29 protein-coding genes are annotated in these 26,244 nt (G+C 55.1%); all 29 read left to right on the top strand.

All coding sequences use genetic code 11. The annotated features are described in order from the left end of the window. The first annotated feature begins 6 nt into the window (after positions 1 to 6). The 29 genes from NSQ51_RS16120 to atpD all read left to right on the top strand — a co-directional run bounded on the left by NSQ51_RS16120 (position 7) and on the right by atpD (position 26,238). Positions 7 to 369: a response regulator gene (locus tag NSQ51_RS16120; RefSeq protein ID WP_049624645.1), complete on the top strand. Its 363-nt coding sequence runs from the start codon at positions 7 to 9 to the stop codon at positions 367 to 369. A gap of 152 nt (positions 370 to 521) precedes the next feature. Continuing rightward, a complete protein-coding gene (locus NSQ51_RS16115; protein WP_049626035.1) occupies positions 522 to 1,385 on the top strand; it encodes a class II fructose-bisphosphate aldolase in 864 nt (287 codons plus the stop codon). A gap of 93 nt (positions 1,386 to 1,478) precedes the next feature. Next, on the top strand, positions 1,479 to 2,120 hold the full coding sequence (fsa, locus tag NSQ51_RS16110; RefSeq protein ID WP_033008413.1) for a fructose-6-phosphate aldolase: 642 nt from the start codon (positions 1,479 to 1,481) through the stop codon (positions 2,118 to 2,120). Between the two features lie 102 nt (positions 2,121 to 2,222). After that, a complete protein-coding gene (locus tag NSQ51_RS16105) occupies positions 2,223 to 3,509 on the top strand; it encodes a UDP-N-acetylglucosamine 1-carboxyvinyltransferase (protein ID WP_064213380.1) in 1,287 nt (428 codons plus the stop codon). A gap of 34 nt (positions 3,510 to 3,543) precedes the next feature. Next, on the top strand, positions 3,544 to 4,506 hold the full coding sequence (glpX, locus tag NSQ51_RS16100) for a class II fructose-bisphosphatase (RefSeq protein ID WP_061567519.1): 963 nt from the start codon (positions 3,544 to 3,546) through the stop codon (positions 4,504 to 4,506). A gap of 316 nt (positions 4,507 to 4,822) precedes the next feature. Then, positions 4,823 to 6,097 (top strand): transcription termination factor Rho, encoded by a 1,275-nt coding sequence (rho, locus tag NSQ51_RS16095; protein WP_049625378.1) that lies wholly within the window; start codon positions 4,823 to 4,825, stop codon positions 6,095 to 6,097. Between the two features lie 255 nt (positions 6,098 to 6,352). Then, entirely contained in the window at positions 6,353 to 6,553 is a 201-nt protein-coding gene (rpmE, locus tag NSQ51_RS16090) for a 50S ribosomal protein L31 (RefSeq protein ID WP_008880715.1), read from the top strand. Positions 6,554 to 6,711: 158 nt separating this feature from the next. Continuing rightward, positions 6,712 to 7,335 (top strand): thymidine kinase, encoded by a 624-nt coding sequence (locus NSQ51_RS16085; RefSeq protein ID WP_033008406.1) that lies wholly within the window; start codon positions 6,712 to 6,714, stop codon positions 7,333 to 7,335. Between the two features lie 54 nt (positions 7,336 to 7,389). Next, complete coding sequence (locus NSQ51_RS16080; RefSeq protein ID WP_049624836.1) at positions 7,390 to 7,830, top strand: hypothetical protein; 441 nt, start codon at positions 7,390 to 7,392, stop codon at positions 7,828 to 7,830. A gap of 94 nt (positions 7,831 to 7,924) precedes the next feature. Further along, entirely contained in the window at positions 7,925 to 9,001 is a 1,077-nt protein-coding gene (gene prfA, locus NSQ51_RS16075; protein ID WP_033008402.1) for a peptide chain release factor 1, read from the top strand. After that, positions 8,991 to 9,863, top strand: a complete 873-nt coding sequence (prmC, locus tag NSQ51_RS16070) for a peptide chain release factor N(5)-glutamine methyltransferase (RefSeq protein ID WP_121649992.1) — start codon at positions 8,991 to 8,993, stop codon at positions 9,861 to 9,863. The genes prfA and prmC overlap by 11 nt, the downstream gene beginning before the upstream one ends. A 30-nt stretch (positions 9,864 to 9,893) precedes the next feature. Further along, on the top strand, positions 9,894 to 10,781 hold the full coding sequence (gene spoIIR / locus NSQ51_RS16065) for a stage II sporulation protein R (protein WP_121649991.1): 888 nt from the start codon (positions 9,894 to 9,896) through the stop codon (positions 10,779 to 10,781). Between the two features lie 129 nt (positions 10,782 to 10,910). Then, positions 10,911 to 11,972 (top strand): L-threonylcarbamoyladenylate synthase, encoded by a 1,062-nt coding sequence (locus NSQ51_RS16060; protein WP_049624837.1) that lies wholly within the window; start codon positions 10,911 to 10,913, stop codon positions 11,970 to 11,972. Positions 11,973 to 12,308: 336 nt separating this feature from the next. After that, positions 12,309 to 12,860 (top strand): manganese efflux pump MntP family protein, encoded by a 552-nt coding sequence (locus NSQ51_RS16055; protein WP_121649990.1) that lies wholly within the window; start codon positions 12,309 to 12,311, stop codon positions 12,858 to 12,860. Between the two features lie 118 nt (positions 12,861 to 12,978). Next, complete coding sequence (locus tag NSQ51_RS16050) at positions 12,979 to 13,425, top strand: low molecular weight protein arginine phosphatase (RefSeq protein WP_049626040.1); 447 nt, start codon at positions 12,979 to 12,981, stop codon at positions 13,423 to 13,425. A 25-nt stretch (positions 13,426 to 13,450) separates the two neighbouring features. Then, a complete protein-coding gene (locus tag NSQ51_RS16045; protein WP_121649989.1) occupies positions 13,451 to 14,740 on the top strand; it encodes a methyl-accepting chemotaxis protein in 1,290 nt (429 codons plus the stop codon). Positions 14,741 to 14,835: 95 nt separating this feature from the next. Next, positions 14,836 to 15,282: a ribose 5-phosphate isomerase B gene (rpiB, locus tag NSQ51_RS16040; protein WP_025949616.1), complete on the top strand. Its 447-nt coding sequence runs from the start codon at positions 14,836 to 14,838 to the stop codon at positions 15,280 to 15,282. A 583-nt stretch (positions 15,283 to 15,865) separates the two neighbouring features. Further along, on the top strand, positions 15,866 to 16,444 hold the full coding sequence (locus NSQ51_RS16035) for a TIGR01440 family protein (RefSeq protein WP_049626042.1): 579 nt from the start codon (positions 15,866 to 15,868) through the stop codon (positions 16,442 to 16,444). Positions 16,445 to 16,535: 91 nt separating this feature from the next. Then, on the top strand, positions 16,536 to 17,774 hold the full coding sequence (gene glyA, locus NSQ51_RS16030; RefSeq protein ID WP_033017313.1) for a serine hydroxymethyltransferase: 1,239 nt from the start codon (positions 16,536 to 16,538) through the stop codon (positions 17,772 to 17,774). Positions 17,775 to 17,925: 151 nt separating this feature from the next. Then, positions 17,926 to 18,555: a uracil phosphoribosyltransferase gene (gene upp / locus NSQ51_RS16025; RefSeq protein ID WP_033017312.1), complete on the top strand. Its 630-nt coding sequence runs from the start codon at positions 17,926 to 17,928 to the stop codon at positions 18,553 to 18,555. A 977-nt stretch (positions 18,556 to 19,532) separates the two neighbouring features. Beyond that, on the top strand, positions 19,533 to 19,751 hold the full coding sequence (locus NSQ51_RS16020; RefSeq protein ID WP_033008425.1) for an AtpZ/AtpI family protein: 219 nt from the start codon (positions 19,533 to 19,535) through the stop codon (positions 19,749 to 19,751). Positions 19,752 to 19,757: 6 nt separating this feature from the next. Continuing rightward, the gene (locus NSQ51_RS16015) at positions 19,758 to 20,114 is read left to right on the top strand and encodes an ATP synthase subunit I (RefSeq protein WP_033017477.1); all 357 of its coding nucleotides are present in this window, start codon (positions 19,758 to 19,760) and stop codon (positions 20,112 to 20,114) included. Positions 20,115 to 20,144: 30 nt separating this feature from the next. Next, on the top strand, positions 20,145 to 20,858 hold the full coding sequence (gene atpB / locus NSQ51_RS16010) for a F0F1 ATP synthase subunit A (RefSeq protein ID WP_015376063.1): 714 nt from the start codon (positions 20,145 to 20,147) through the stop codon (positions 20,856 to 20,858). Positions 20,859 to 20,925: 67 nt separating this feature from the next. Then, positions 20,926 to 21,144, top strand: coding sequence for a F0F1 ATP synthase subunit C (gene atpE / locus NSQ51_RS16005; protein ID WP_011232830.1), 219 nt, complete (start codon positions 20,926 to 20,928; stop codon positions 21,142 to 21,144). A 120-nt stretch (positions 21,145 to 21,264) separates the two neighbouring features. Beyond that, the gene (locus NSQ51_RS16000; RefSeq protein WP_183084009.1) at positions 21,265 to 21,798 is read left to right on the top strand and encodes a F0F1 ATP synthase subunit B; all 534 of its coding nucleotides are present in this window, start codon (positions 21,265 to 21,267) and stop codon (positions 21,796 to 21,798) included. Further along, complete coding sequence (locus tag NSQ51_RS15995; protein ID WP_033017479.1) at positions 21,795 to 22,331, top strand: F0F1 ATP synthase subunit delta; 537 nt, start codon at positions 21,795 to 21,797, stop codon at positions 22,329 to 22,331. The genes NSQ51_RS16000 and NSQ51_RS15995 overlap by 4 nt, the downstream gene beginning before the upstream one ends. 24 nt (positions 22,332 to 22,355) lie before the next feature. Further along, positions 22,356 to 23,864 carry a F0F1 ATP synthase subunit alpha gene (gene atpA / locus NSQ51_RS15990; protein WP_033017480.1) on the top strand — a complete coding sequence of 503 codons (1,509 nt, stop codon included), beginning with the start codon at positions 22,356 to 22,358 and terminating at the stop codon, positions 23,862 to 23,864. Between the two features lie 67 nt (positions 23,865 to 23,931). Further along, the gene (gene atpG / locus NSQ51_RS15985) at positions 23,932 to 24,789 is read left to right on the top strand and encodes an ATP synthase F1 subunit gamma (RefSeq protein ID WP_121649988.1); all 858 of its coding nucleotides are present in this window, start codon (positions 23,932 to 23,934) and stop codon (positions 24,787 to 24,789) included. A 27-nt stretch (positions 24,790 to 24,816) separates the two neighbouring features. Further along, positions 24,817 to 26,238, top strand: coding sequence for a F0F1 ATP synthase subunit beta (gene atpD / locus NSQ51_RS15980; protein ID WP_033017483.1), 1,422 nt, complete (start codon positions 24,817 to 24,819; stop codon positions 26,236 to 26,238). Positions 26,239 to 26,244 lie beyond the last annotated feature (6 nt).

The raw sequence follows: 26,244 nt of genomic DNA, 5'->3' as shown, positions 1-26,244 counted from the left end.
ATAAATGTGGGAAACAAAATTTTAATCGTCGACGACCAGTACGGCATCCGCATCTTGTTAAATGAAGTGTTTCAGCGGGAAGGGTACGTGACTTATCAGGCGGCCAACGGCATGCAGGCGTTGGAAATCGTCCGCAAACACCATCCCGACCTCGTGCTTCTCGATATGAAAATTCCCGGCATGGACGGCATTGAAATTTTAAAGCGGCTCAAAGACATCGACCCGGACATCAAAGTGATCATTATGACCGCGTACGGCGAGCTGGATATGATTCAGGAAACGAAAGAGCTTGGGGTGCTCATGCATTTTGCCAAGCCATTTGACATCGACGACTTGCGCGCCGCCGTCAAAAGCCATCTTTCTTCGTAAAGCTCTTTTTTGTGTCAGCTGCACTAACGAAGGGAATGGTTGCTGTTTTGCCGGCAAGTTGGTATGCTTATTAACGTAGATGCATTTTGCGCCTGTCGGCCTATGTTTCGCCATGGCGACAAAGACGATAATCAACTAAGGAGGATGGAACCATGTCGTTAGTATCGATGAAAGAGATGCTCAACGAGGCGCTGCGCGGCAAATATGCGGTCGGCCAATTCAACATCAACAACTTGGAATGGACGCAAGCGATTTTAGCGGCCGCCGAAGAAGAAAAATCGCCGGTCATTCTCGGCGTCTCCGAAGGGGCGGCTCGTTACATGGGCGGGTTTAAAACGGTCGTCAACATGGTAAAAGGCTTAATGGAAGACATGAACATCACCGTTCCGGTCGCCATCCATCTTGACCATGGTTCGAGCTTTGAAAAATGCAAAGCGGCGATCGATGCTGGGTTCACCTCGGTCATGATTGACGCCTCCCATCATCCGTTTGAGGAAAACGTCCGCATTACCTCACAAGTCGTAGAGTACGCCCATGCGCGCGGCGTCTCGGTTGAAGCCGAGCTCGGCATTGTCGGCGGGCAGGAAGATGACGTCGTCGGCGAAGGCGTCATTTACGCCGATCCGAAAGAATGTGAAGAACTTGTCAAACGGACAGGCATCGACTGCCTTGCTCCGGCGCTCGGTTCGGTGCACGGCCCGTACAAAGGGGAGCCGAAGCTCGGGTTTGCCGAAATGGAGCAAATCCGCGATTTGACCGGCATTCCGCTCGTTTTGCACGGCGGCACCGGCATTCCAACTGAACAAATTCAGCGCGCCATTTCCCTTGGCACATCGAAAATCAACGTCAATACGGAAAACCAAATCGCCTTTACCAAAGCGGTCCGTGAACTGCTTGCCAAAGACCCGAACGTCTATGATCCGCGCAAAATTATCGGTCCGGGCCGCGACGCGATCAAAGCGACGGTCATCGGCAAAATGCGTGAATTCGGCTCGTCCGGAAAAGCGGCGCAATAACGAGCAAACGGCAAGATCGGCCTGGCAGGCAGCTTTCGGTCGTCAACCGGGCTTGCCTGCCTGCGTCCAAATAATGACAAGGAGGGATACGTAGTGAAATTTTTCATTGATACCGCCAATTTGGAAGAAATTAAACACGCCCATGAGCTCGGCATTTTGGCCGGCGTCACGACCAACCCGAGCTTAGTGGCGAAAGAAAACGTTTCGTTCCATGACCGGCTGCGCGAAATTACATCCATCGTCTCCGGTTCGGTGAGCGCCGAGGTCATTTCGACCGATGCGGCCGGCATGATTGAGGAAGGAGAAGAGCTGGCGAAAATCGCTCCGAACATTACCATTAAAGTGCCGATGACGCCGGAAGGGTTAAAAGCGGTAAAAACGTTCAGCGAAAAAGGCATTAAAACGAATGTGACGCTCGTGTTTACCGCCAACCAGGCGCTATTGGCGGCGCGCGCCGGCGCGACATACGTTTCTCCGTTCCTCGGCCGCCTCGATGACATCGGCCATAATGGCTTAGAGCTCATTTCCACGATTGCGGACATTTTCAACATTCACGGCATCGAAACGGAAATCATCGCAGCTTCGATCCGCCACCCGCACCATGTGACGGAAGCAGCGTTGCGCGGGGCGCACATCGCCACCGTCCCGTACAAAGTGCTGATGCAATTGTTCCACCATCCGCTCACCGATCAAGGAATCGAGAAGTTTCTTGCCGACTGGAATCGGCAACAATGAAAATAAGGCGTTTGCCTCTAAAGGCAAGCGGGCTCACCCCGCCCGGCCTTGTCTTCTCATCCGAAAGGTGAAGCCACTTCCGAGCAAAGAAGGGAGACGACGATGGATAAAATCAAAATCATCGGCGGGGATCGGCTGCAGGGAACAATCAAAGTGAGCGGCGCGAAAAACAGCGCGGTCGCCTTGATTCCGGCAGCGATTTTGGCCGAGTCGCCGGTGACGATCGAAGGATTGCCGGACATTTCCGATGTGCGCATTTTAGGAAGCTTGATCGAAGAAATCGGTGGTTCGTTTTCATTTGACGGCAAGAAGGCGGTCATCGACCCGACGAACATGGTTTCCATGCCGCTTCCGAACGGAAAGGTGAAAAAGCTGCGCGCCTCCTACTATTTGATGGGCGCGATGCTCGGACGCTTCAAAAAAGCGGTCGTCGGCCTGCCGGGCGGCTGCCACCTCGGACCGCGCCCGATCGATCAGCACATTAAAGGGTTTGAAGCGCTCGGCGCCACCGTCACGAACGAGCAGGGCGCCATCTATTTGCGCGCTGAGGAGCTTCGCGGAGCCCGCATTTTTTTGGACGTCGTCAGCGTCGGCGCGACGATCAACATCATGCTGGCGGCGGTGCGCGCCAAAGGGCGGACGATTATCGAAAACGCGGCAAAAGAGCCAGAAATCATTGATGTGGCAACGCTGCTCTCCAACATGGGCGCGAAAATTAAAGGCGCAGGCACCGATGTCATCCGCATCGACGGCGTCGAAAAATTATCGGGCTGCCGCCACGCCATCATTCCGGACCGGATTGAAGCCGGCACGTACATGATTGCCGCTGCAGCGATGGGCAATGAAGTCGTCATCGACAACGTCATCCCGCAGCACGTCGAATCGCTGACGGCCAAACTGCGCGAAATGGGCGTGCGCGTCGAGAAGGGAGAAGACCAAATTCTCGTCTGCGGCTCTGATGTTTTGAAAGCGGTTGACGTCAAGACGCTCGTCTACCCCGGTTTCCCAACCGATTTGCAGCAGCCGTTAACCGCCTTATTGACAAAAGCGAACGGCACAAGCATCGTCACGGATACCATTTACAGCGCCCGCTTCAAACACGTCGATGAGCTGCGGCGCATGAACGCCAACGTAAAAGTGGAAGGCCGCTCGGCCATTGTCACCGGCCCGGTCCAATTGCAAGGGGCGAAAGTGAAGGCGAGCGATTTGCGCGCCGGGGCCGCGCTTGTGATTGCCGGACTGATGGCTGATGGGGTGACGGAAATTACCGGCGTCGAGCATATCGACCGCGGCTACAGCGGCTTAGTCGAGAAGCTGTCCGCACTCGGCGCCGTCATTTGGCGCGAAAAAATGACCGATGAAGAAATCGAGCAAGTGAAAAACGCGTAACGTCCAGTCGACAAAGGGGAGAGGGAGAACGACGATGGAACGAAGCTTATCGATGGAACTCGTGCGCGTCACCGAAGCGGCGGCGCTTGCCGCCGCCCGCTGGATGGGGCGCGGGAAAAAGAATGAGGCTGATGACGCCGCGACGTCGGCGATGCGCGATGTGTTTGACACCGTGCCGATGAAAGGGACGGTCGTCATCGGCGAAGGGGAGATGGACGAAGCGCCGATGCTGTATATCGGGGAGAAGCTCGGCAACGGCTACGGTCCGCGCGTTGACGTCGCCGTTGACCCGCTTGAAGGGACGAACATCGTCGCGTCCGGGGGCTGGAACGCCTTGGCGGTCGTCGCGGTCGCCGACCACGGCCATTTGCTTCATGCGCCCGATATGTACATGGAGAAAATCGCCGTCGGCCCGGAAGCGGTCGGCATGATTGATATTGAGGCGCCGATCATCGACAATTTAAAAGCGGTGGCGAAGGCGAAAAACAAAGATATTGAAGACGTCGTCGCGGTTGTTCTCAACCGTCCGCGCCATGAGCGTCTCATTCATGAGCTGCGTGAAGCCGGCGCCCGCATTAAGCTCATCAATGACGGCGATGTCGCCGCCGCCATTAACACGGCGTTCGACCATACCGGCGTTGACATTTTGTTCGGCTCGGGCGGCGCGCCGGAAGGAGTGCTCGCGGCGGTTGCGTTAAAATGCCTCGGCGGCGAGCTGCAAGGAAAACTGCTGCCGCAAAACGAGGCCGAGCTCGAGCGCTGCAAGAAAATGGGCATTGACGTCAACAAAGTGCTGCGCATGGACGACCTGGTGAAAGGGGACGACGCCATTTTTGCCGCCACCGGCGTCACGGACGGCGAACTGTTGCGCGGCGTTCAGCTCAAGGGGGCGTACGGCCTCACCCACTCGGTCGTCATGCGCGCCAAATCCGGCACCGTCCGCTTTATCGAAGGGCGGCACAGCTTGAAGAAAAAACCGAATTTGGTCTTTAAGTGAGACGTTCCGCCGACGGGCCGGAGCGCCTACACCGCTCATTGGAATCAAACGACAACAATCCCGCGGCTTTCCTTTCCATCCGTCTTGGCGGCGCCGGCATCGAGAGGCGCCGCTTTGCCCGGAACGAAAAAAAGATTGATTAAAAAGCGGAAAAAAGGGTAAAATAGTCGTGTTGCTTATGCAAAAATAAGCTCTGCCATTCTACTTCATTTCAGCCTTCATTATCTTCTTATACGAAATGATCCCTTCGCCTGTCGAACGATGCCCGAACAAAAACGATGGGAGAATAGGAAACTTTGCAAAGTGTGGTGTCAAAATGGACTTAACGTTAGCGGCTTTAGAAAACATGAAGCTCAAAGAGCTGTATGAGCTCGCCAAGCAATACAAAATTTCTTATTACAGCAAGTTGACGAAAAAAGAGCTTATTTTTGCCATTTTGAAAGCACGTGCCGAACAAGACGGCCTCTCGTTCATGGAAGGCGTTCTCGAAATCATTCCGTCGGAAGGATTCGGTTTTTTGCGTCCGGTCGGCTATTCCCCGAGCTCGGAAGACATTTACATTTCCGCTTCCCAAATCCGTCGTTTTGATCTGCGCAATGGAGACAAAGTATCCGGCAAGGTGCGGCCGCCGAAAGAGAACGAACGCTACTTCGGCTTGCTTCATGTCGAAGCGGTCAACGGCGAAGACCCGGAAATCGCCAAGGAACGCGTCCACTTTCCGGCGTTGACACCGCTTTATCCGAACCGGCAAATGAAGCTCGAAACGACTCCGGACAAGCTGTCGACCCGCATCATCGACTTGATCGCGCCGGTCGGCTTCGGCCAGCGCGGATTGATCGTCGCGCCGCCAAAAGCTGGGAAAACGATGCTGCTGAAAGAAATCGCCAACAGCATTACGACGAACCATCCAGATGTCGAGTTGATCGTCTTGCTCATTGACGAGCGGCCGGAAGAAGTGACCGACATTGAGCGGTCGGTGCAAGGAGAAGTCGTCAGCTCGACGTTTGACGAGGTGCCGGAAAACCATATCCGGGTGTCTGAACTCGTCCTGGAGCGGGCGATGCGGCTTGTTGAACATAAGCGCGATGTCGTCATTTTGATGGACAGCATCACGCGCCTCGCCCGCGCGTACAACCTGGTCATTCCGCCGAGCGGGCGCACGCTCTCGGGCGGGATCGATCCGGCGGCGTTTCATCGGCCGAAGCGCTTTTTCGGCGCGGCGCGCAACATTGAAGAAGGCGGCAGCTTGACGATTTTGGCGACCGCCCTCATCGACACCGGGTCACGCATGGATGACGTCATTTACGAAGAGTTCAAGGGGACGGGCAACATGGAGCTCCATCTCGACCGCTCGCTCGCCGAGCGCCGCATTTTCCCGGCCATCGACATTCGCCGCTCCGGGACGCGCAAAGAGGAGCTGCTCATCCCGAAAGAACATTTAGAAAAACTGTGGGCGATTCGCAAAACGATGGCCGACTCGCCGGATTTTATCGAGCGGTTTTTGAACAAACTGCGCCGCACAAAATCAAACGAAGAGTTTTTCGCGCTGCTTGAGCAAGAATGGAGAAACGGCGGCCCGCTTCGCCTATAACAAGCTGGCGGAATTTGTCGGGAATCGCCCGTTGCAAATGAGCGGAAAAGCTGTTATAATCTTAACATGTGTGTTTGGACCAACATCGATGTGTTCATACGATGAACCGTCTGCACCGGCCGGGCCGCTTCCGCGAAGCCCCGGCCGTTCCATGCGCGGCGCCCGGCCAAACCGGGAGAAGTCTTGGCTTGGCTGAGCCCGCGCGAACGAATAACTCTGTTTCGATGAGATACAGGGCGGAAGGAGATGAAAACGATGAAACAAGGGATCCATCCAGCGTACAAAAAAGTAATCGTCCGCTGCGCATGCGGAAACGAGTTCGAAAGCGGTTCGGTCAAAGACGAACTGCGCGTTGAGATTTGCTCGGAATGCCATCCGTTCTTCACGGGCAAACAAAAATTCGTTTCGGCAGCGGGCCGCGTCGATAAATTCAATAAAAAATACGGCCTTAAGTAATCAAGGACGGACGAAAGCAGGCAAGCGGTGCGCTTGCCTGCTTTTTCGTGAAACTAGATGGACGGCCCCTGTCGCCAGGGCGCCCCGGCCGTTTTGGCCTGGCCTGGCAGGGGCGCTCATCGTTTCGATGACAGTGTGGAGCGAAAGGAGAGGGCCCGATGTACGTGATGACGCAGTCCGGCTGGCTCGAAGTCATTTGCGGCAGCATGTTTTCCGGCAAATCGGAAGAGCTGATCCGCCGCATCCGCCGCGCTCAGTTTGCCAAACAGGAAGTGAAGGTGTTCAAACCAACGATCGACAACCGTTACCGCGAAGATGCCGTCGTGTCGCATAACGGCAATTCGGTGATCGCCATTCCGGTCGCGACGCCTGCGGAAATGTTTCGTTACATTTCCGCCGCCACCGATGTCGTCGCCATCGATGAAGTGCAATTTTTTTCTGATGACATTATCGACGTCGTCCAAACGCTCGCCGACCGCGGCTATCGCGTCATCGCCGCCGGGTTGGATCAAGATTTCCGCGGCGAACCGTTTGGGCCGGTGCCGGCGCTGATGGCGATCGCCGAGTCGGTGACGAAGCTGCAAGCGGTATGCACGGTGTGCGGCTCCCCGGCCAGCCGGACGCAGCGGCTCATTAACGGGGCGCCTGCCTCTTATGATGATCCGGTCATTTTGGTCGGCGCCAGCGAAGCGTACGAACCGCGCTGCCGCCATCACCATGAAGTGCCGGGCAAACCGAACAAATGGTACGGCCGCCCGCTTTCCGAACGGGCAGGCGAATGAAGGCGTACATATTCTTGCCTGTTGCGGACATCCTAACAGCAGGGAGGCGAAATGATGAAATGCATCTGGCTGTTAGGGGTTGTTTTGCTTCTTTCTGCCTGCTCGCTCAACCCAGATCACCCGTCCTACCGTCAGCAAAGCGAAGACAAAAACGGCACGCGGCTGATGACGGACGGACGGCCGAAAATCGATGCCGACCGCGACTTGTACAACAACTTTGACGATCCGGAAAAAACGCGGCAAAATCCGAACTTCATCAGTTTGACCGAAGGAAGCGAAAATCAGCGCGCCGATACGCGCAAAGCAATGCAGCTGATCGAGCGGCACACCGACTATCGCCCCGTTTCCGTTTGGTTTCACGGCGGCAATATGTATGTCACCGTCGATGTGCCGGATGAGTTGTCTGCTACAGAGCGGCGGCGCGAGGCGAGCCGCATCGACAAATTGTTGACAAAAGCGATTCCGACATACGAAATTGTTGTGCGCTTGAACTAAAAGCTCCCGCTTGCGAACAGCGGGAGTTTTTGTTTGGCCTTTTTTCATGATATAATTTGAAATTAGACTGTGTGGAAAAACAGAGGTGAGTGATGTGTTTGACCGGTTGGAAGCTGTCGAACAACGGTATGAGAAGCTGAATGAACTTTTAATGGATCCGGAAGTCATCAATGATCCGAAAAAACTGCGCGATTATTCGAAAGAGCAGGCTGATTTGGCGGAAACGGTGCAAACGTACCGTGAATACAAATCGGTTCGCGACCAACTCGCGGAAGCGAAGGCGATGCTTGAGGAAAAGCTCGATCCGGAGCTGCGGGAGATGGTGAAAGAGGAAATTGACGAGCTGGAAGAACGGGAAGAGGCGCTTGTTGAAAAGCTGAAAGTGCTGCTTTTGCCGAAAGACCCGAACGATGAGAAAAACGTCATTATGGAAATCCGCGCGGCCGCCGGCGGTGAAGAGGCAGCGCTGTTTGCCGGCGACTTGTACCGGATGTATACGCGCTATGCGGAATCGCAAGGGTGGAAGACGGAAGTGATCGAAGCGAGCCCGACCGGCCTCGGCGGCTATAAAGAAATCATTTTTATGGTCAACGGAAAAGGCGCATATTCGAAGCTCAAGTTTGAAAACGGCGCGCATCGCGTCCAGCGCGTCCCGGAAACGGAGTCAGGCGGGCGCATCCATACGTCGACGGCGACGGTCGCCTGCCTGCCGGAGATGGAAGAAATCGAAGTCGAAATCAATGAAAAAGACATTCGCGTCGACACGTTCGCCTCAAGCGGACCGGGTGGGCAAAGCGTCAACACGACAATGTCGGCCGTGCGCCTCACCCATATTCCGACCGGCATTGTTGTCACGTGCCAAGACGAAAAATCGCAAATCAAAAACAAAGAAAAAGCGATGAAAGTATTGCGTGCCCGCATTTATGACAAGTACCAGCAAGAAGCGCGCGCCGAATATGACCAAACGCGCAAGCAGGCAGTCGGCACCGGCGACCGTTCCGAGCGCATCCGGACGTACAACTTCCCGCAAAACCGCGTCACGGACCACCGCATCGGATTGACGATCCAAAAGCTCGATCAAGTGCTCGATGGCCACCTCGACGAAATTATCGAGGCGCTCATTTTGGACGATCAGGCGAAAAAATTGGAGCAAGCGAACGATGCGTCGTAACGTCCACGAAGTCCTCGCCTGGGCTTCTTCTTTTTTGCGCGCCCATGGAAAAGAAGAACGGGCGGCGGAGTGGCTGCTGTGCCATCATTTGGCCGTCGATCGGGCCGGGCTGTTCGCCCGCTGGCGGGAGCCGGTTGAGGAAGCGTTGTACGAACGGTTTGCGGCCGATGTGCGTCGCCATGCGATGGAGCATGTGCCGATTCAATATTTGATTGGCTATGAATGGTTTTATGGACGGCCGTTTCTCGTCAACCGCCACGTGTTGATCCCGCGTCCGGAAACGGAAGAGCTTGTGCTCGGGGTGCTCGAGCGCCTTCCCCGCCTGTTTGCCGGCCGCCGACGGATCGATGTCGTTGATGTCGGCACCGGTAGCGGGGCGATCGCCATCACGCTGGCGCTTGAAAACGAGCGGCTGTCCGTGACCGCTACCGACATTTCCAAAGAAGCGCTCGCTGTCGCCAAGGAAAACGCCGAACGGCTTGGCGCGCGCGTCGCATTTCGATGCGGCGATTTGCTGCAGCCGTTTATACAAGGCGGACAGACGGTTGATGTTGTCGTGTCCAACCCGCCGTACATCCCGGAGATGGATGCGGCGGTCCTTTCGCCTGTCGTAAAAGAGCATGAGCCGCATACGGCGCTGTTTGGCGGCCGCGATGGGCTTGACTTTTACCGCCGCTTTGCCCGCGAGCTCCCGCTTGTGCTCAGTGTCCCTTCGCTCGCGGCATTTGAAATCGGCGCCGGGCAGGGAAAAGCGGTGGCGGCGCTCTTGGCTGCAGCGTTTCCAGATGCTGAGATTGAGGTCGCCGTTGATTTGAACGGCAAAGAGCGGATGGTATATATGACAAGAAAAAAATTAGATTGATAGGTTTAAAATGAAGCGGCGCCGTCCACAATGGAAGATGAAAGGACGGTGCCGATCATGGTGATCAAGGGACATTCGCTCGCGATTTGTTTATATATCATTCTATTAATCACAGGTGTGCTCGTTCACTTGTACGGCCAGCAGACGAACGCCGGGGCAAACGCCGTTGTCGCCATTCCCGATGAGGCGATTCGCCTGCGCATCTTGGCGAACAGTGACGCCGACAAAGACCAACAGCTAAAGCGAAAAGTGCGCGATGCGGTCAATGCGCAAATCAACGGCTGGGTGGCGGAGCTTACGTCGGTGGACGAAGCGAAGCGCGTCATCCGCTCGCACTTGCCGGAGATCGAGCAAACAGTCGCCCGCGTGCTTCGCGAAGAGCAAAGCAGCCAGTCGTACCATGTGCAGTTTGGCTCAGTTCAGTTTCCGACGAAAGTGTACGGCAATTATGTGTATCCAGCCGGCACGTATGATGCCCTTCTCATTACGCTCGGGGAAGGAAAAGGGGCAAACTGGTGGTGCGTCTTGTTTCCACCGCTTTGTTTTCTCGATTTTTCCAACGGCGATGCGGTCATGATGGCGGCGAACCGATCGCCCGCCGGAACGAATGAACCGGTGTCGGCTGAGAGCGTCCGGTCAATGGAAGCCGGGTCGACGCAAAACAGCGAGGCCGCCGAAGCGGAAGCTGAGGCGATGCGAAGCGGCGAGCAGGCCATCGAGCAGGACGAACCGAAAGAGGAGAGGGATGCGATGGCGGAAACCGAAGATCGCGCCGCTTCGTCCATCCATGCGGATGGCGAGAAGGACAAAGGGGACACGGATGATCAAGAATCGTCCTTCGTCGTCATGGCCGAGCCGGAACAGCCGGTGGAAGTCAAATTTTTCTTCAAAGAATGGCTCAGCCATCTCATTCCATAAGCATCTATCCACAAAGTTATCCACAAAAATAACAAGTTTATTCACAATTTGTGTATAACTGTGGAAAGAAATCGGGCGGCGATCTGACGCTTGTAAAAAAATCCGCCATTTTCAAGATGAATCACGGCGATGGAGAAGGTGAAACGAGTGAAAACACGTGTTTGGATTGTGGATAATATTGTTGATAAACAGCAAGTTTATCCACAAATACGAGAGGCGGCCGAATGGCTGCGGGCGGGGGAAGTAGTCGCGTTTCCGACCGAAACGGTGTACGGTTTAGGAGCGGATGCCGCCAATACGGCGGCAGTGGAGAAAATTTTTGAAGCCAAAGGGCGGCCAAGCGACAACCCGCTCATCGTCCACGTCGCCAGTCGTGCGCAAGCGGAGGCGGTCGCCACGCCGCTTCCGCCAGTGGCTGAGACGTTAATGGAGCGGTTTTGGCCGGGGCCGCTCACCCTCGTTTTGCCGAAACGAGCGGGGGCCGTGTCCGAGCGAGTGACGGCCGGGCTGCCGACGGTGGCGGTGCGCATGCCGGATCACCCGCTGGCTCTGGCGTTGATCGAGGCGAGCGGTCTGGCGCTTGCCGCTCCAAGCGCGAACCGCTCCGGCAGGCCGAGCCCGACGACAGCCGCGCACGTGCTCGCGGACTTAAACGGGCGAATCGCTGGGGTGATTGACGGCGGTCCGACGGGCATTGGCGTGGAATCGACCGTGCTCGACTGCAGCGGGGACGTGCCGGTGATTTTGCGTCCGGGCGGGGTGACAAAAGAAATGTTAAGCGAAGTGATTGGTCATGTCGCCGAGGCGGCCGGCGGCGGGGACGAACAGGCAGCGCCGAAAGCGCCCGGCATGAAATATACGCATTATGCCCCGAAAGCGCCGCTTTGGATTGTCGCCGGCCCACCGGCGTTTTTGCAGCAGCTCGTGGACGAAAGCCGGGCGGAAGGGAAAACGGTCGGCGTGTTGACGACCGAGGAAAACAAGGACCGGTATGCGGCCGATGTCGTGCTGCCGTGCGGAACGCGCCAGGCGCTTGAGACGGTCGCGAGCCGGCTGTACGACACGCTGCGCCGATTTGATGAAACGAACGTCGATCTCATTTACAGCGAGGCATTTCCGGAAGAAGGCCTCGGCGCGGCGATTATGAACCGACTGCGCAAAGCGGCCGGGGGGCGCGTGATCAGCGGCTAGATGATGGATGACGCGGCCGGCAGGCGAGAAAAAGCGGCGCCGTCGGGCTGAACCGGCAACAAAACGGAGACGGTTTGGGGGCGGTCTATCTTTCATCCGCGCGGCTCGCAACAAAATGGAGACGGTTTTCAAGGGCGGTGGCAACGGCCTTTGGAAATCGTCGTTTTTTTGTCCATCGCTGCTTTGCCGGGCTGCGGCCGTTCCGTGGGCGTGCAGGGCGGGACAACGCCGCCATTCGCCTTTGGGTTGGCAGGAAGCGGCTGGGCCACGCGCCGCTTCTAAAGAGCTCCGGACGCGCATATGCTAGCAGTAAGGCCAGTCCGGGAGGGAAGAGAAATGGGCGCGTTAATCGGCGAGATCATCGCCTTGTCGCTGATGGCGCTGGCGTTAGGGATGGATGCTTTTTCGGTCGCCCTAGGGATGGGGCTGCTGCGCCTTCGGCTCCGGCAAATTTTTTATATCGGGGTGATGATCGGGTTATTTCATATTGTAATGCCGCTAATCGGCATGTTGGTCGGCCGTTTGTTGTCGCGCGAGTTTGGAAGCATCGCGACATATGCGGGCGGGGTGCTGTTGCTATGGCTGGGCGCGCAGATGATTATGGCTTCGTTCCAGCGGGAGGACGGGTCGCAACTATTTCCGCACGGCGCCGGGCTGCTTTTTTTTGCGTTCAGCGTCAGCCTAGACAGCTTTTCCGTCGGGCTGAGCCTCGGCATTTTCGGAGCGCGGACGATGGTGACGATTTTGCTGTTTGGCCTGTTCAGCACGGTGCTGACATGGCTTGGGCTCTTTGTCGGCCGCCATTTTCAGCAATGGCTCGGCTCGTACAGCGAAGCGCTCGGCGGCAGCATTTTGCTCGCGTTCGGGCTGAAGCTGCTTTTTTCTTAACAAACGGGGCGGACCGGTTTTTTCTTCCCAGTCGGGGAAAAAGCGGGATGCCTGCTTGTTTTTGCTCTTTTCCCTATTGTATATTGATGGTAAGTCATTGATGTGAAGAGGTGGTTGTATGCCATATCGCATTTTGTTCGTTTGCACGGGCAATACATGCCGGAGCCCGATGGCCGCTGCGCTGCTGGAGAATAAGCAGCTGCCAGGCGTCGAGGTGAAATCGGCTGGCGTGTTTGCGTCGGAAGGGAGCGAGGCGTCGGTTCATGCCAAGATGGTGTTGAAGGAAAAAGGAATCGAAGCGGCCCACCGCTCCTCGCAGCTGAAAAAAGAGCATATCGACTGGGCGACGCACGTGCTGGCGATGACATCCGGCCATAAAGACATGATCGTCGAGCGTTTCCCAGAAGCGAAGGACAAAACGTTTACGTTGAAGCAGTTCGTCTCGGGAACAGACGGCGACATCGCTGATCCGTTCGGCGGGCCGATTGAAGTGTACCGGGCGGCGCGCGATGAGCTGGAGACGCTCATTGACCGCTTGGCGGAAAAGTTGCAAACAGAACAATGAGGTAAAGAAGTGAGGGAGAACACAAATGGGGGGGACAAGTCATCGGTTCGGTTTGCGCCTGAAGCTCGTCGTCTTTACGACAGCGTTGGCGCTGATCACGTATTCAACGAGCGCCTTTTTCTTGTACGTTTTGTATGATCAGTGGTTCGCCTCATGGAACAAAAGCGTGTTCACGATGATCGTGTTGCTCCTTGGCATCTTTTGGTCCGGAGTGCTTGCCTATTTGGCCGCTGGCTGGATTACAAGGCCGCTGCAACGGCTCGAGGAAGCGGCGGCAAAGGCGACAGAAGGGCATATCGATGAGGATGTTCCGCTGCCCTCTTCCCATGACGAAATTCGCTCGCTGGCTGTCGCGTTCAACCGGATGCTCGGCCATTTGCGCGCCGTCGTCGCCAATGTGGAAGAGAGCGCAGCGCGCACGACGGAAAAGACGGTGGAAATGAGGCAGGCGTCCGAAACAGCGTCAAGCCGTGCACGCGATATTGCAGCGACGATTGACGACATTTCCAAAGGGGCGGCGTCTTCGGCCGAGGCGATCCAAGAAGCGGCTGCGGCGGCCGAGGATGTGCTTGCCATCGCCGTGCAAGTCAAAGAAACAGCCGAGCGAGCGGAACAGTCGGTATATGGGATGGCCGAAACGTTGAAGGCAAGCCGCGATATCACCGATTCGCTCATTAGCGGCATCGATCAGCTGGCTGACGATCAAGAACGGTCGCGGGCGGCTGTCAAGCAGCTCGAAGCACACGCCAATCAAATCGGCAACATTACGTTGCTTGTCGCGGACATCGCCGAACAGACGAACTTGCTTGCGCTCAATGCTTCCATTGAGGCAGCCCGCGCCGGCGAGCACGGCCGGGGGTTTGCCGTTGTCGCCGAGGAAGTGCGCAAGCTGGCGGATGAGAGCGCCAAGGCGGTCAAGAAAATCGCGGAACTGGTCGGCAACATTCAAAATGAAGTCGCCCGTGTGGTGGCGCAAATGGACAAGCAGGTGGCTGCTGCCAACGCTGAGGCGGCGAAAGGGGAGCGCACGAATGAGGCCATTGCGGCCATGGCGGCCTCAGCTGATGAAGTGATCCGCGCCGTCCATGACATCGCTGAGCTGGCGAAGCGTCAAATGGGGCATATGGAGCGGGCCGCGGCGCAAACGCAAGAAGTGGCGGCGATTGCTGAGCAGACGTCCGCCGGCGCGCTCGAAGTGGCGGCGGCGACCGAGGAGCAGGCTGCATCGATCAACGATGTGCATCAACTGGCTGGCGAGTTGGTGGAACAGGCCGAACAATTGCAGGCGGCTGTTGCCCGGTTTCGCACCCGTTGATGTACAGGCAAATATGATTTGTCGAAAGGAGGAAGGGCGATTCCTCCCTGGCTTTCGCTATCACGGCGAAGCCTAGGGTTCCTCGTCCGAATGTGATGAAAGTTGCGATTGCTTCTGACCATGGTGGAGTTCGCATTCGTGAGGAAATTAAAGCGCTGTTGGATGAAATGGGAATCGAGTACACCGATTTCGGCTGCGATTGTGAAACATCGGTCGATTATCCGGATTACGCGCTCCCTGTCGCGGAAAAAGTGGCGCGCGGCGAATTTGACCGCGGCATTTTGATTTGCGGCACCGGCATCGGCATGACGATTGCCGCCAACAAAGTGAAAGGGGTGCGCTGCGCCCTTTGCCACGACGTCTACAGCGCCAAGCTGACGCGCATGCATAATGACAGCAACATTCTCGCGATGGGGGAGCGCGTCATCGGCCCCGGCCTGGCGCGCGAAATCGCCAAGGCATGGCTTGAGACCGAATTTGAAGGCGGACGCCATGCGCGGCGAATCGGCAAAATCGCCGACTATGAAAACAAGCATTTGTAGGCAGAACCAGGGCCGCATCGGAGCGGATGTGGCCTGTGGGCCATAAGCGAAAGGTGTGGGCGTCTAGCTTCATGAGGGCAGCAGCGCAAAGGCTGGGAATCCGGCGATGTTCACAACAAACGCCGTTCATCTTTCGCGAATCATTGGTGAAAATACTATATAATAGATGCAATTTAAAGCTTTAACATTTTTCGTTTTGACCGATCATTTCATCCAACTGTCGAGTGACCGAACAACACCGCTTAAAGACCCATGAATGGGTCTTTAAGCGAGTCGTGGTTCGGTCTTCCGTCACGCCTTAGCGTGACGGAGGCAAGCCTACGGCTTGCCTTCGACAGTCAAAAATGGATGAGCCACTTTTCCGTCAAGGATATGTTAAACGATTTCGTTGCATCTATAGAGAAGGCCATTGAAAAACAGCCGTTTTTTGAAATGGATGATTCTAAAGTGAAGGAAGAGCAGCATGTATAAGGTTTCTCCATTTGAAAAGCAACGTGATGGAGCCACATTTTCCGTTATATCACTAGACTTCTAGTGTTCGTCAAGGATCGTGTGGGGCACACCGTGCGAAGGAGGGAAAGGAATGGACGCACGATTGACCGAATGGCGGGAGCAATGGCAAGCCATCTTGCATGAGTTTCGCAAACAGGCTCCGCTTGGCCGCGGCGATGTCGTTGTGATCGGCTGCAGTACGAGCGAGGTACTTGGCGAGCGGATCGGCACGGCTGGATCGATGGACGTTGCCGCCATGCTGTTTGCCGAGCTTGACGCGTGGCGGCGCGAAACCGGCATTGCGCTCGCGTTTCAATGTTGTGAACATTTAAATCGGGCGCTTGTTGTCGAACGGGAAACCGCCAAAACTCACGGGCTGGAGATCGTTTCGGTCGTTCCAGTGCCGAAAGCGGGTGGGGCGATGGCCGCCTACGCCTATCGAAAGTTCGCTGACCCGGTCGTTGTCGAGGCGATTCGCGCCGATGCCGGCATTGACATCGGCCATACGCTCATCGGTATGCATTTGAAGCCGGTTGCCGTTCCCGTGCGCGTTTCGGTGAAGCACATTGGATCGGCGTGCGTGACGCTGGCGAAGACGCGGCCAAAGCTGATCGGTGGCGCCCGCGCCGTCTATACGTTAGAAAACCCGAACAATTTCTGTTCTTTCTAACAATTTCATTCATTTTCCTTTGAACTTGCCTAGCTGAAGCTGATAAAATAAAAATGAATATTCACTGATTTCGCATAAGGGGGAGCTATTGATGAACTACTTGCCACAACAAGATCCGCAAGTGTTCGCGGCCATTGAGCAAGAGCGGAAACGGCAGCATGCCAAGATTGAGCTCATCGCCTCGGAAAACTTTGTCAGCCGCGCGGTGATGGAAGCGCAAGGATCGGTGCTGACGAACAAATACGCGGAAGGCTATCCGGGCCGCCGCTATTATGGCGGCTGCGAGTACGTAGACATCGTCGAAGAGTTGGCGCGCGAGCGGGCGAAGCAATTGTTCGGGGCGGAGCATGCGAACGTCCAGCCGCATTCGGGGGCGCAGGCGAACATGGCCGTTTATTTCACCGTTCTTGAGCACGGCGACACGGTGCTTGGCATGAATTTGTCGCACGGCGGCCATTTGACGCACGGCAGTCCAGTCAACTTCAGCGGTGTGCAATACAACTTTGTCGCATACGGCGTCGACCCGGAAACCCATGTCATCGATTATGACGACGTGCGCGAGAAAGCGCGCCTTCATCGGCCGAAGCTGATCGTCGCCGGCGCGAGCGCCTATCCGCGCATTATCGATTTCGCCAAATTCCGGGAAATCGCCGATGAAGTCGGCGCCTATTTAATGGTTGACATGGCCCATATTGCCGGTCTTGTTGCGGCAGGTCTCCATCCGAACCCGGTGCCGTACGCCCATTTCGTCACGACGACGACGCATAAAACGTTGCGCGGCCCGCGCGGCGGGATGATTTTATGCCAGGAGCAGTTCGCCAAACAGATCGACAAAGCCATTTTCCCTGGCATTCAAGGCGGGCCGCTGATGCATGTCATTGCCGCCAAGGCGGTGGCGTTCGGCGAAGCGTTGCAGGACGACTTTAAAGCGTACGCGAAGCGCGTTGTCGATAACGCCAAACGGCTTGCCTCCGCCCTGCAAAACGAAGGGTTCACCCTCGTATCCGGCGGCACGGACAACCATTTATTGCTTGTCGATTTGCGCCCGCAGCAGCTGACCGGAAAAACGGCGGAAAAAGTGTTGGATGAAGTTGGCATTACAGTGAATAAAAACACCATTCCGTACGATCCGGAAAGCCCGTTTGTCACGAGCGGCATTCGCATCGGCACGGCTGCGGTGACGACGCGCGGCTTCGGATTGGAAGAGATGGACGAAATCGCCGCGATCATCGGCCTTGTGCTGAAAAACGTCGGCAGCGAACAAGCGCTTGAGGAAGCGCGCCAACGCGTCGCCGCTTTGACGGAAAAGTTTCCGCTCTATCAAGACTAAGCGCCGCCGCTTCGTCCGAAACCGTACGGTGCACCGCCTCCGGATTTGGCGGTGCGCCTTTTTCCGTTCGTTCGGCAGTTGAATAGGCGCTCGTTTTCCAGTAGAATGTATAGAAGTGTAGTGCATACATACGGAAGAGGAGAGTTGACCCATGGGAAAAGTGTACGTCTTTGATCATCCGCTCATCCAGCATAAATTGACCTACATTCGCGACAAGAATACGGGCACGAAAGAATTTCGAGAGCTTGTCGACGAAGTGGCGACGTTGATGGCGTTTGAAATTACACGTGATCTGCCGCTTGAGGAAGTCGAGATCGAAACCCCCGTCAGCAAAGCGAAAGCGAAAGTAATTGCCGGCAAAAAGCTCGGCGTCATCCCGATTTTGCGCGCCGGCATCGGCATGGTTGACGGCATCCTGAAGCTCATCCCGGCGGCGAAAGTCGGCCATATCGGCTTGTATCGCGATCCGGAAACGTTAAAGCCGGTCGAATATTACGTCAAGCTGCCGAGCGATGTCGAAGAGCGCGATTTTATCATCGTCGACCCGATGCTCGCAACCGGCGGATCAGCGGTGGCGGCGATCGATGCGCTGAAAAAGCGGGGTGCGAAAAGCATTAAATTTATGTGCCTGATCGCGGCGCCGGAAGGAGTCAAAGCGGTGGAAACCGCGCACCCGGATGTGGACATTTACATCGCTGCCCTTGATGAGCGGTTGAACGACCACGGCTATATTGTCCCTGGTCTTGGCGACGCCGGCGATCGGCTGTTTGGCACGAAATAACCCGAAGCAGGCCGTTGCCCGTACGGTCGAAAGAGGGGGCCGTGTCCATACCCATCAAGTTAAGAATTTTGGTCTTTGTGCATCGTCAAAAACACGGTATCCTTTCTAACGAACACTCCACGTTAGAAAGGATTTTTTTCATGGAAAAACAAATGAAAGCATGGATTCAAACCATTCGTCAACTCTTTTCTCCCGAAGAATGAACCCGTCTCGCACGGAAAACAGGCTTTATCCGGCGGCAGCGTTCGTTAACGGCGGAAGCCTTTCTGACTCTCTGTGCATGGGGATGTTTCAAGCTCGGATGTATTGGCATCAAAAGGAAGACATTGAAATCAGTGAACGGAAAGCGCTCGATCTTCTCCAATCGTATTGGCACCAGTTGCTTTTGCGTTCGCATATGGCGGAAATCAACCTTTTCTCTCTCCTTTCCCTGTTACGAAAACATGCCAAGAAAGGTCGAAGGAAAGGGGAAGAAACGGCATCAGATATCGTAACGAAATTAGAGATATGGTAGAATTAGATATGGATATAAATACCAAACACCCCTCTTCTGGAGGGGGATTTGGTATGCCCAATAATGGATGTGATCCCCATCATTCACTGCGGGGATGAACACGAGTATCGTCTTAAAAATTTTATACCGCTAAACTTGACGGGTGTGGGGGCCGCGTCCAAACGGGGCCCCCTCTTTCGACATCGAAACAGGGACGCGTCCAGAGTGAGTCGGTTGCTGTAGGCAGGGAAGTGTCCAAAAAAATATATCATTATACACCATTTTTGTGAAAAGAAAATGAGGAATTGTCCCAAATTATTAATATTTACTCTGTGTGAATGATGTTTTATGTGGGAACACATTGACATTGACCAAGCGGTATTGTATGCTTACAATAGGTAGATGCTTACAATTAGGTAGATTGAGAAGGTTTTCACTGTCGGAAATGATCTCTGGTCTAAACGGGCGAGGTATGGTAACCATTATGAAAAAAAATAACCGTCATCCTTTTCGGGCCATCGGCTTGATGTCAGCGATCACATCACAGCTAGTCGGCTGTACATTAGTTGGTTTATTTGGCGGCAGATGGGTTGACCGACAATTGGACAGTGAACCGCTTTTCCTTGTTATTGGTTTGTTGCTCGGCTTAGCAGCGGGGGTGTTCGCCACGCTGAAAACAATTCGGCGTTTTTTTGGGGAATAAGAAACAATGATTGATAGGATCATAAAACGAATACAAAAGCAATCGTCGGTGCTAATGGTGGGTTATGCGGTAGGATGGATATTGACCAGTTATGAAGCGTGGTTTTTTAGTTTGCTCATTGGAACAGCAACAGGGCTGTACAGCATTCGCTTGCTGGCCCGGCGTGTCATAAAAGCAGGAGAAGCGATGGCCGAGGGACGGCGCCCTCCTTCGCTTGGGACCATGATTCGATTTGCGCTGGCTGCCGCCGTTGCGCTGTTTGTGTCCCGGTATCCCCAACATTTGTCCGTTATGCCGGTCGTCCTCGGCTTGGCCACCCCATATATCCTATTGGTAGCAAATCATTTTTTACATAATGACTAATCAGCTGTGTAGAAAGCGAGGTGAGAGAGGATGGAGCATAAAGCGCCGCTTGTCGAATTTTTAGGCCTTACGTTTAATTTATCTGATATGTTGATGATTACGATCACCTGTTTGATCGTTTTCATCATTGCTGTTGCGGCTACTCGCTCGCTTCAGTTGCGCCCGACGGGGATGCAAAACTTTATGGAGTGGGTCTTTGACTTTGTTAGAGGCATCATTAACAGCACAATGGATTGGCAAACGGGCGGCCGCTTTTTGACGCTGGGGGTCACGCTCATCATGTATGTGTTTGTGGCCAATATGCTTGGACTGCCGTTTTCCGTCCATGTCAACGGCGAACTTTGGTGGAAATCACCAACCGCGGATGCGACCGTTACGTTGACGCTGGCGGTGATGGTCGTCGCCCTCACCCACTACTATGGGGTGAAAATGAAAGGGGCATCCGACTATTTGCGCGATTACACCCGTCCAGTCGCCTGGTTGTTCCCACTTAAAATCATCGAAGAGTTTGCCAACACGCTGACGCTCGGTTTGCGTCTTTTCGGGAACATTTACGCCGGGGAAATTTTGCTTGGCTTGCTCGCCAGCCTTGGCACGCATTACGGTGTGCTTGGCGCTGTTGGCGCAGCCATTCCGATGATGGTGTGGCAAGCGTTCAGTATTTTTGTCGGAACGATTCAGGCGTTCATTTTTACGATGTTAACCATGGTTTATATGGCTCATAAGGTCAGTCATGACCATTGAGCATTCCTTATCATTTCATTAAGGACTTGAAACATTACTTTAACATGGTGAAGGAGGATCTATCAACATGAGTTTGGGTGTACTTGCAGCTGCGATTGCGGTAGGTTTAGGGGCGTTAGGCGCCGGCATCGGCAACGGATTGATCGTCAGCCGTACCATCGAAGGGATTGCTCGTCAACCAGAATTGCGTCCGGTTTTGCAAACGACGATGTTCATCGGGGTCGCGTTGGTTGAGGCGCTTCCGATCATCGGTGTCGTCTTCTCGTTCATTTACTTAGGTCGATAAGAAATCGATATGGAAAGTGATGGCGAAGTTCGTGTCAACGACCACCTTCGCCATTCCTTTATGTGCGGTTTTGCGAGACCGCGTCGGTGCGATAGCTGTCGAAAGGAGTGAAACGCGGTGTTGTGGAAGGCAAACGTATTGGTGCTCGGCGAAGCGGCGCATGGCATCAGCGGCGGCACGATTATTTACCAATTGCTGATGTTCATTATTTTGCTGGCCTTGTTGCGCAAATTCGCTTGGCAGCCGTTAATGAATATCATGAAACAACGTGAAGAACATATCGCGAACGAAATCGACCAAGCGGAAAAACGCCGCCAAGAAGCGGAAAAACTGCTGGCAGAGCAGCGTGAACTGATGAAGCAATCGCGTCAAGAAGCGCAAGCGCTCATCGAAAATGCGCGCAAGTTTGCCGAAGAGCAGAAAGAACAAATCGTCGCCTCGGCCCGTGCGGAAGCGGAACGGGTGAAAGAAACGGCGAAACAAGAAATCGAGCGCGAAAAAGAACAGGCAATGGCCGCGCTCCGCGAACAAGTGGCGTCGTTGTCTGTCTTCATCGCCTCGAAAGTGATTGAAAAAGAGTTGACCGAGCAAGATCAACGCAAGCTGATCGAAGCGTACATCAAAGACGTTCAAGAGGCAGGAGGAGCGCGATGAACCAAGAAGTGATCGCCAAACGGTATGCATCCGCTTTGTTCCAAATCGCGCTCGAACAACAGCAGCTTGACTGGATCGAGGAAGACGTCCGCGCCGTACGCCAAGCGTTGGCGGAAAACGGCGAGTTTTTATCTCTTCTTTCCAACCCGAATCTTTCTTTAGAAAAGAAAAAAGCGCTTGTTCGTGAAGTGTTCGCCGGCGTTTCTGCTCCGGTGAAAAACACGCTTTTGCTTCTTCTTGAGCGCCATCGCTTCGGCCTTGTGCCTGAACTGGCCGATCAGTTTATCGCCCTTGCCAACGATGCGCGCGGCATCGCTGAAGCGATCGCCTATTCGGCGCGCCCGTTGACGGACGAAGAACTGCAGGCGCTTTCTGACGTGTTTGCCAAAAAGGTTGGCAAAGCAACGCTCCACATTGAAAATATCGTCGAGCCGGAACTGATTGGCGGCGTGAAGCTGCGCATCGGCAACCGCATTTATGACGGCAGCGTCAGCGGGCAGCTTGAACGGATTCAGCGGCAGCTCATTGGTTAACATTTGGAGACAGGGGTGAAAGGCATGAGCATTAGAGCGGAAGAAATCAGCGCGCTCATTAAGCAGCAGATTGAAAACTACGAATCGCAAATCCAAGTGAGCGATGTCGGCACCGTCATCCAAATCGGCGACGGGATCGCGCGCGCTCATGGGCTTGATAACGTCATGTCCGGCGAGCTTGTTGAATTTGCCAACGGCGTGATGGGCATGGCGCTCAACTTGGAAGAAAACAACGTCGGGATTGTTATTTTAGGGCCGTATACCGGCATCAAAGAAGGAGACGAAGTGCGCCGCACAGGCCGGATCATGGAAGTGCCGGTCGGGGAGGCGCTCATCGGCCGCGTTGTCAACCCGCTCGGCCAGCCTGTCGATGGCTTAGGCCCGGTGGAAACGACCGAAACGCGCCCGATCGAGAGCCCGGCGCCGGGCGTTATGGACCGGAGATCGGTGCATGAGCCGCTGCAAACCGGGATTAAAGCGATCGACGCGCTCGTGCCGATCGGCCGCGGCCAGCGCGAGCTCATCATCGGCGACCGGCAAACGGGGAAAACGTCCGTCGCCATTGACACGATCATCAACCAAAAAGACCAAAACATGATTTGTATTTATGTCGCCATCGGGCAAAAAGAATCGACGGTCCGCACCGTTGTCGAAACGCTCCGCAAACACGGCGCGCTCGACTATACGATCGTCGTCACCGCTTCGGCGTCGCAGCCGGCTCCGCTTTTGTTCTTGGCGCCGTATGCCGGTGTGGCGATGGGCGAGTATTTCATGTATAAAGGCCAACACGTGTTAGTGGTCTATGACGATTTATCGAAACAAGCCGCGGCATACCGTGAATTGTCGCTCTTGCTTCGCCGTCCGCCGGGTCGTGAAGCGTATCCGGGGGATATTTTCTACTTGCACTCCCGCCTGCTTGAGCGCGCAGCGAAATTGAGCGATGCCAAAGGCGGCGGTTCGTTGACTGCGCTTCCGTTCGTCGAAACGCAAGCGGGCGACATTTCCGCCTACATTCCGACGAACGTCATCTCGATTACGGACGGGCAAATTTTCTTGCAATCGGACTTGTTCTTCTCCGGCGTCCGCCCAGCGATCAACGCAGGGTTGTCCGTTTCGCGCGTCGGTGGGGCAGCACAAATCAAAGCGATGAAAAAAGTAGCCGGGACGCTTCGTTTGGACTTGGCCGCTTACCGTGAGCTCGAAGCGTTCGCCCAATTCGGCTCCGACCTCGATAAAGCGACGCAGGCGAAGCTCGCCCGCGGGGCGCGCACGGTCGAAGTGCTGAAGCAAGATTTGCATCAGCCGATTCCGGTCGAAAAACAAGTGTTGATCATCTATGCATTGACGCGCGGCTTTTTGGACGACATTCCGGTCAAAGATGTGCGCCGTTTCGAGAAAGAGTTTTACTTGTGGCTCGACCAAAACGGCCAACACTTGCTTGAGCACATCCGCACGACGAAAGATCTTCCGAACGAAGACGATCTCAATCAAGCGATCGAAGCGTTCAAGAAAACGTTTGTCGTTTCACAATAAGGCCGGCGGGGGCATATCGCCCCCTCATGCCTGTTAGAACCCGTGCAGCAAAAAGGTGGTGAAACCTTTGGCATCGTTACGCGATATTAAAACGCGCATCAATGCGACGAAGAAGACAAGCCAAATTACAAAAGCGATGGAAATGGTCTCGACGTCGAAGCTGAACCGCGCGGAGCAAAACGCGAAATCGTTCGTTCCATATATGGAGAAAATTCAAGAAGTCGTGGCCAATGTGGCGCTTGGCGCCGGAGGGGCTTCGCATCCGATGCTCGTTTCGCGCCCGGTGAAAAAAACCGGTTATCTCGTGATCACGTCGGATCGCGGTCTGGCTGGCGCGTACAATAGCAACGTGTTGCGCCTCGTGTACCAAACGATCCAAAAACGCCATGCTTCTCCGGACGAATATGCGATCATTGTCATCGGCCGCGTCGGGTTGAGCTTTTTCCGCAAGCGGAACATGCCGGTCATTCTCGACATCACCCGCTTGCCGGACCAGCCGTCGTTTGACGATATTAAAGAAATCGCCCGCAAAACGGTTGGGTTATTCGCCGACGGTACGTTTGACGAGCTGTATATGTATTACAACCATTACGTGAGCGCGATCCAGCAAGAGGTGACGGAACGGAAGCTTCTTCCGCTCACTGACTTGGCGGAGAATAAGCAGCGCACGGTGTACGAATTTGAACCGTCGCAAGAAGAAATTTTGGACGTCTTATTGCCGCAGTATGTGGAAAGCCTCATTTACGGCGCATTGCTCGATGCAAAAGCAAGCGAACACGCCGCCCGCATGACGGCGATGAAGAACGCAACGGACAATGCGAACGAGCTCATTCGCACATTGACGCTTTCCTACAACCGCGCTCGCCAAGCGGCGATTACGCAAGAAATTACGGAAATTGTCGCCGGAGCAAACGCCTTGCAATAGCGGACTAGCAAGTTAGGAGGGAAAACGATGACAAGAGGACGCGTTATCCAAGTCATGGGTCCGGTTGTAGACGTCAAGTTTGAGAACGGCCACTTGCCGGCGATCTACAACGCCCTGAAAATTCAACATCAAGCGCGCAACGAAAACGAAGTCGACATCGACTTGACATTGGAAGTCGCCTTGCACCTTGGCGATGATACAGTACGGACGATCGCGATGGCGTCCACAGACGGCCTCATCCGCGGCATGGAAGTCATCGATACCGGTGCACCGATTTCGGTGCCGGTCGGCGAAGTCACGCTTGGCCGCGTGTTCAACGTCTTGGGAGAGCCGATCGACCTCGAAGGCGACATTCCGGCTGACGCCCGCCGCGACCCGATTCACCGTCCGGCGCCAAAATTCGAGGAATTGGCGACCGAAGTCGAAATTTTGGAAACGGGGATTAAAGTCATTGACTTGCTTGCCCCGTATATTAAAGGCGGAAAAATCGGTTTGTTCGGCGGCGCTGGCGTAGGAAAAACGGTCTTGATTCAAGAGCTGATCCACAACATCGCCCAAGAGCACGGCGGGATTTCCGTCTTTGCTGGCGTCGGCGAACGGACGCGCGAAGGGAACGACTTGTACCATGAAATGAAAGACTCCGGCGTTATCAGCAAAACCGCCATGGTGTTCGGGCAAATGAACGAGCCACCGGGGGCGCGGATGCGCGTCGCCTTGACCGGTTTGACGATGGCGGAGTACTTCCGCGATGAGCAAGGGCAAGACGTGCTGCTGTTTATCGACAACATTTTCCGCTTCACGCAGGCTGGTTCGGAAGTATCGGCATTGTTAGGACGCATGCCGTCGGCTGTTGGTTACCAACCGACATTGGCGACGGAGATGGGCCAATTGCAAGAGCGGATCACGTCGACGGCGAAAGGCTCGATCACCTCGATTCAAGCGATTTACGTCCCGGCCGACGACTATACGGACCCGGCTCCGGCCACGACGTTCTCGCACTTGGATGCGACGACGAACCTGGAGCGGAAGCTCGCGGAGATGGGGATTTATCCGGCCGTTGACCCGCTCGCCTCGACGTCGCGCGCGCTGGCGCCGGAAATCGTCGGCGAGGAGCACTATCAAGTCGCCCGCAAAGTGCAGCAAACGCTGCAACGTTATAAAGAATTGCAAGACATCATCGCCATCTTAGGGATGGAAGAACTGTCGGACGAAGACAAACTCGTCGTTCACCGCGCCCGCCGCATCCAGTTCTTCTTGTCGCAAAACTTCCACGTGGCGGAGCAGTTCACGGGCCAACCGGGCTCCTACGTGCCGGTCAAAGAAACGGTGCGCGGCTTTAAAGAAATTTTGGAAGGCAAATACGACCATCTTCCGGAAGATGCGTTCCGCTTAGTCGGCCGCATTGAAGAAGTCGTTGAAAAAGCGAAAGCGATGGGTGTCGAAGTGTGACCCGGG

This window comes from Geobacillus sp. FSL K6-0789, from assembly GCF_038593135.1.
GTDB lineage: Bacteria > Bacillota > Bacilli > Bacillales > Anoxybacillaceae > Geobacillus > Geobacillus stearothermophilus.
This window is presented reverse-complemented; position numbering and strand designations above follow the sequence as displayed.

Coding starts and splice junctions, on each gene's coding strand:
- atpA (WP_033017480.1), top strand. CDS start 22,356: ATGAGCATTAGAGCGGAAGAAATCAGCGCGCTCATTAAGCAGCAGATT.
- NSQ51_RS16020 (WP_033008425.1), top strand. CDS start 19,533: ATGAAAAAAAATAACCGTCATCCTTTTCGGGCCATCGGCTTGATGTCA.
- rpmE (WP_008880715.1), top strand. CDS start 6,353: ATGAAACAAGGGATCCATCCAGCGTACAAAAAAGTAATCGTCCGCTGC.
- NSQ51_RS15995 (WP_033017479.1), top strand. CDS start 21,795: ATGAACCAAGAAGTGATCGCCAAACGGTATGCATCCGCTTTGTTCCAA.
- NSQ51_RS16035 (WP_049626042.1), top strand. CDS start 15,866: ATGGACGCACGATTGACCGAATGGCGGGAGCAATGGCAAGCCATCTTG.
- NSQ51_RS16105 (WP_064213380.1), top strand. CDS start 2,223: ATGGATAAAATCAAAATCATCGGCGGGGATCGGCTGCAGGGAACAATC.
- atpE (WP_011232830.1), top strand. CDS start 20,926: ATGAGTTTGGGTGTACTTGCAGCTGCGATTGCGGTAGGTTTAGGGGCG.
- spoIIR (WP_121649991.1), top strand. CDS start 9,894: ATGGAAGATGAAAGGACGGTGCCGATCATGGTGATCAAGGGACATTCG.
- prmC (WP_121649992.1), top strand. CDS start 8,991: ATGCGTCGTAACGTCCACGAAGTCCTCGCCTGGGCTTCTTCTTTTTTG.
- NSQ51_RS16115 (WP_049626035.1), top strand. CDS start 522: ATGTCGTTAGTATCGATGAAAGAGATGCTCAACGAGGCGCTGCGCGGC.
- NSQ51_RS16085 (WP_033008406.1), top strand. CDS start 6,712: ATGTACGTGATGACGCAGTCCGGCTGGCTCGAAGTCATTTGCGGCAGC.
- upp (WP_033017312.1), top strand. CDS start 17,926: ATGGGAAAAGTGTACGTCTTTGATCATCCGCTCATCCAGCATAAATTG.
- NSQ51_RS16050 (WP_049626040.1), top strand. CDS start 12,979: ATGCCATATCGCATTTTGTTCGTTTGCACGGGCAATACATGCCGGAGC.
- NSQ51_RS16060 (WP_049624837.1), top strand. CDS start 10,911: ATGGAGAAGGTGAAACGAGTGAAAACACGTGTTTGGATTGTGGATAAT.
- glyA (WP_033017313.1), top strand. CDS start 16,536: ATGAACTACTTGCCACAACAAGATCCGCAAGTGTTCGCGGCCATTGAG.
- NSQ51_RS16045 (WP_121649989.1), top strand. CDS start 13,451: ATGGGGGGGACAAGTCATCGGTTCGGTTTGCGCCTGAAGCTCGTCGTC.
- rho (WP_049625378.1), top strand. CDS start 4,823: ATGGACTTAACGTTAGCGGCTTTAGAAAACATGAAGCTCAAAGAGCTG.
- NSQ51_RS16055 (WP_121649990.1), top strand. CDS start 12,309: ATGGGCGCGTTAATCGGCGAGATCATCGCCTTGTCGCTGATGGCGCTG.
- NSQ51_RS16080 (WP_049624836.1), top strand. CDS start 7,390: ATGAAATGCATCTGGCTGTTAGGGGTTGTTTTGCTTCTTTCTGCCTGC.
- atpB (WP_015376063.1), top strand. CDS start 20,145: ATGGAGCATAAAGCGCCGCTTGTCGAATTTTTAGGCCTTACGTTTAAT.
- atpD (WP_033017483.1), top strand. CDS start 24,817: ATGACAAGAGGACGCGTTATCCAAGTCATGGGTCCGGTTGTAGACGTC.
- rpiB (WP_025949616.1), top strand. CDS start 14,836: ATGAAAGTTGCGATTGCTTCTGACCATGGTGGAGTTCGCATTCGTGAG.
- glpX (WP_061567519.1), top strand. CDS start 3,544: ATGGAACGAAGCTTATCGATGGAACTCGTGCGCGTCACCGAAGCGGCG.
- NSQ51_RS16015 (WP_033017477.1), top strand. CDS start 19,758: ATGATTGATAGGATCATAAAACGAATACAAAAGCAATCGTCGGTGCTA.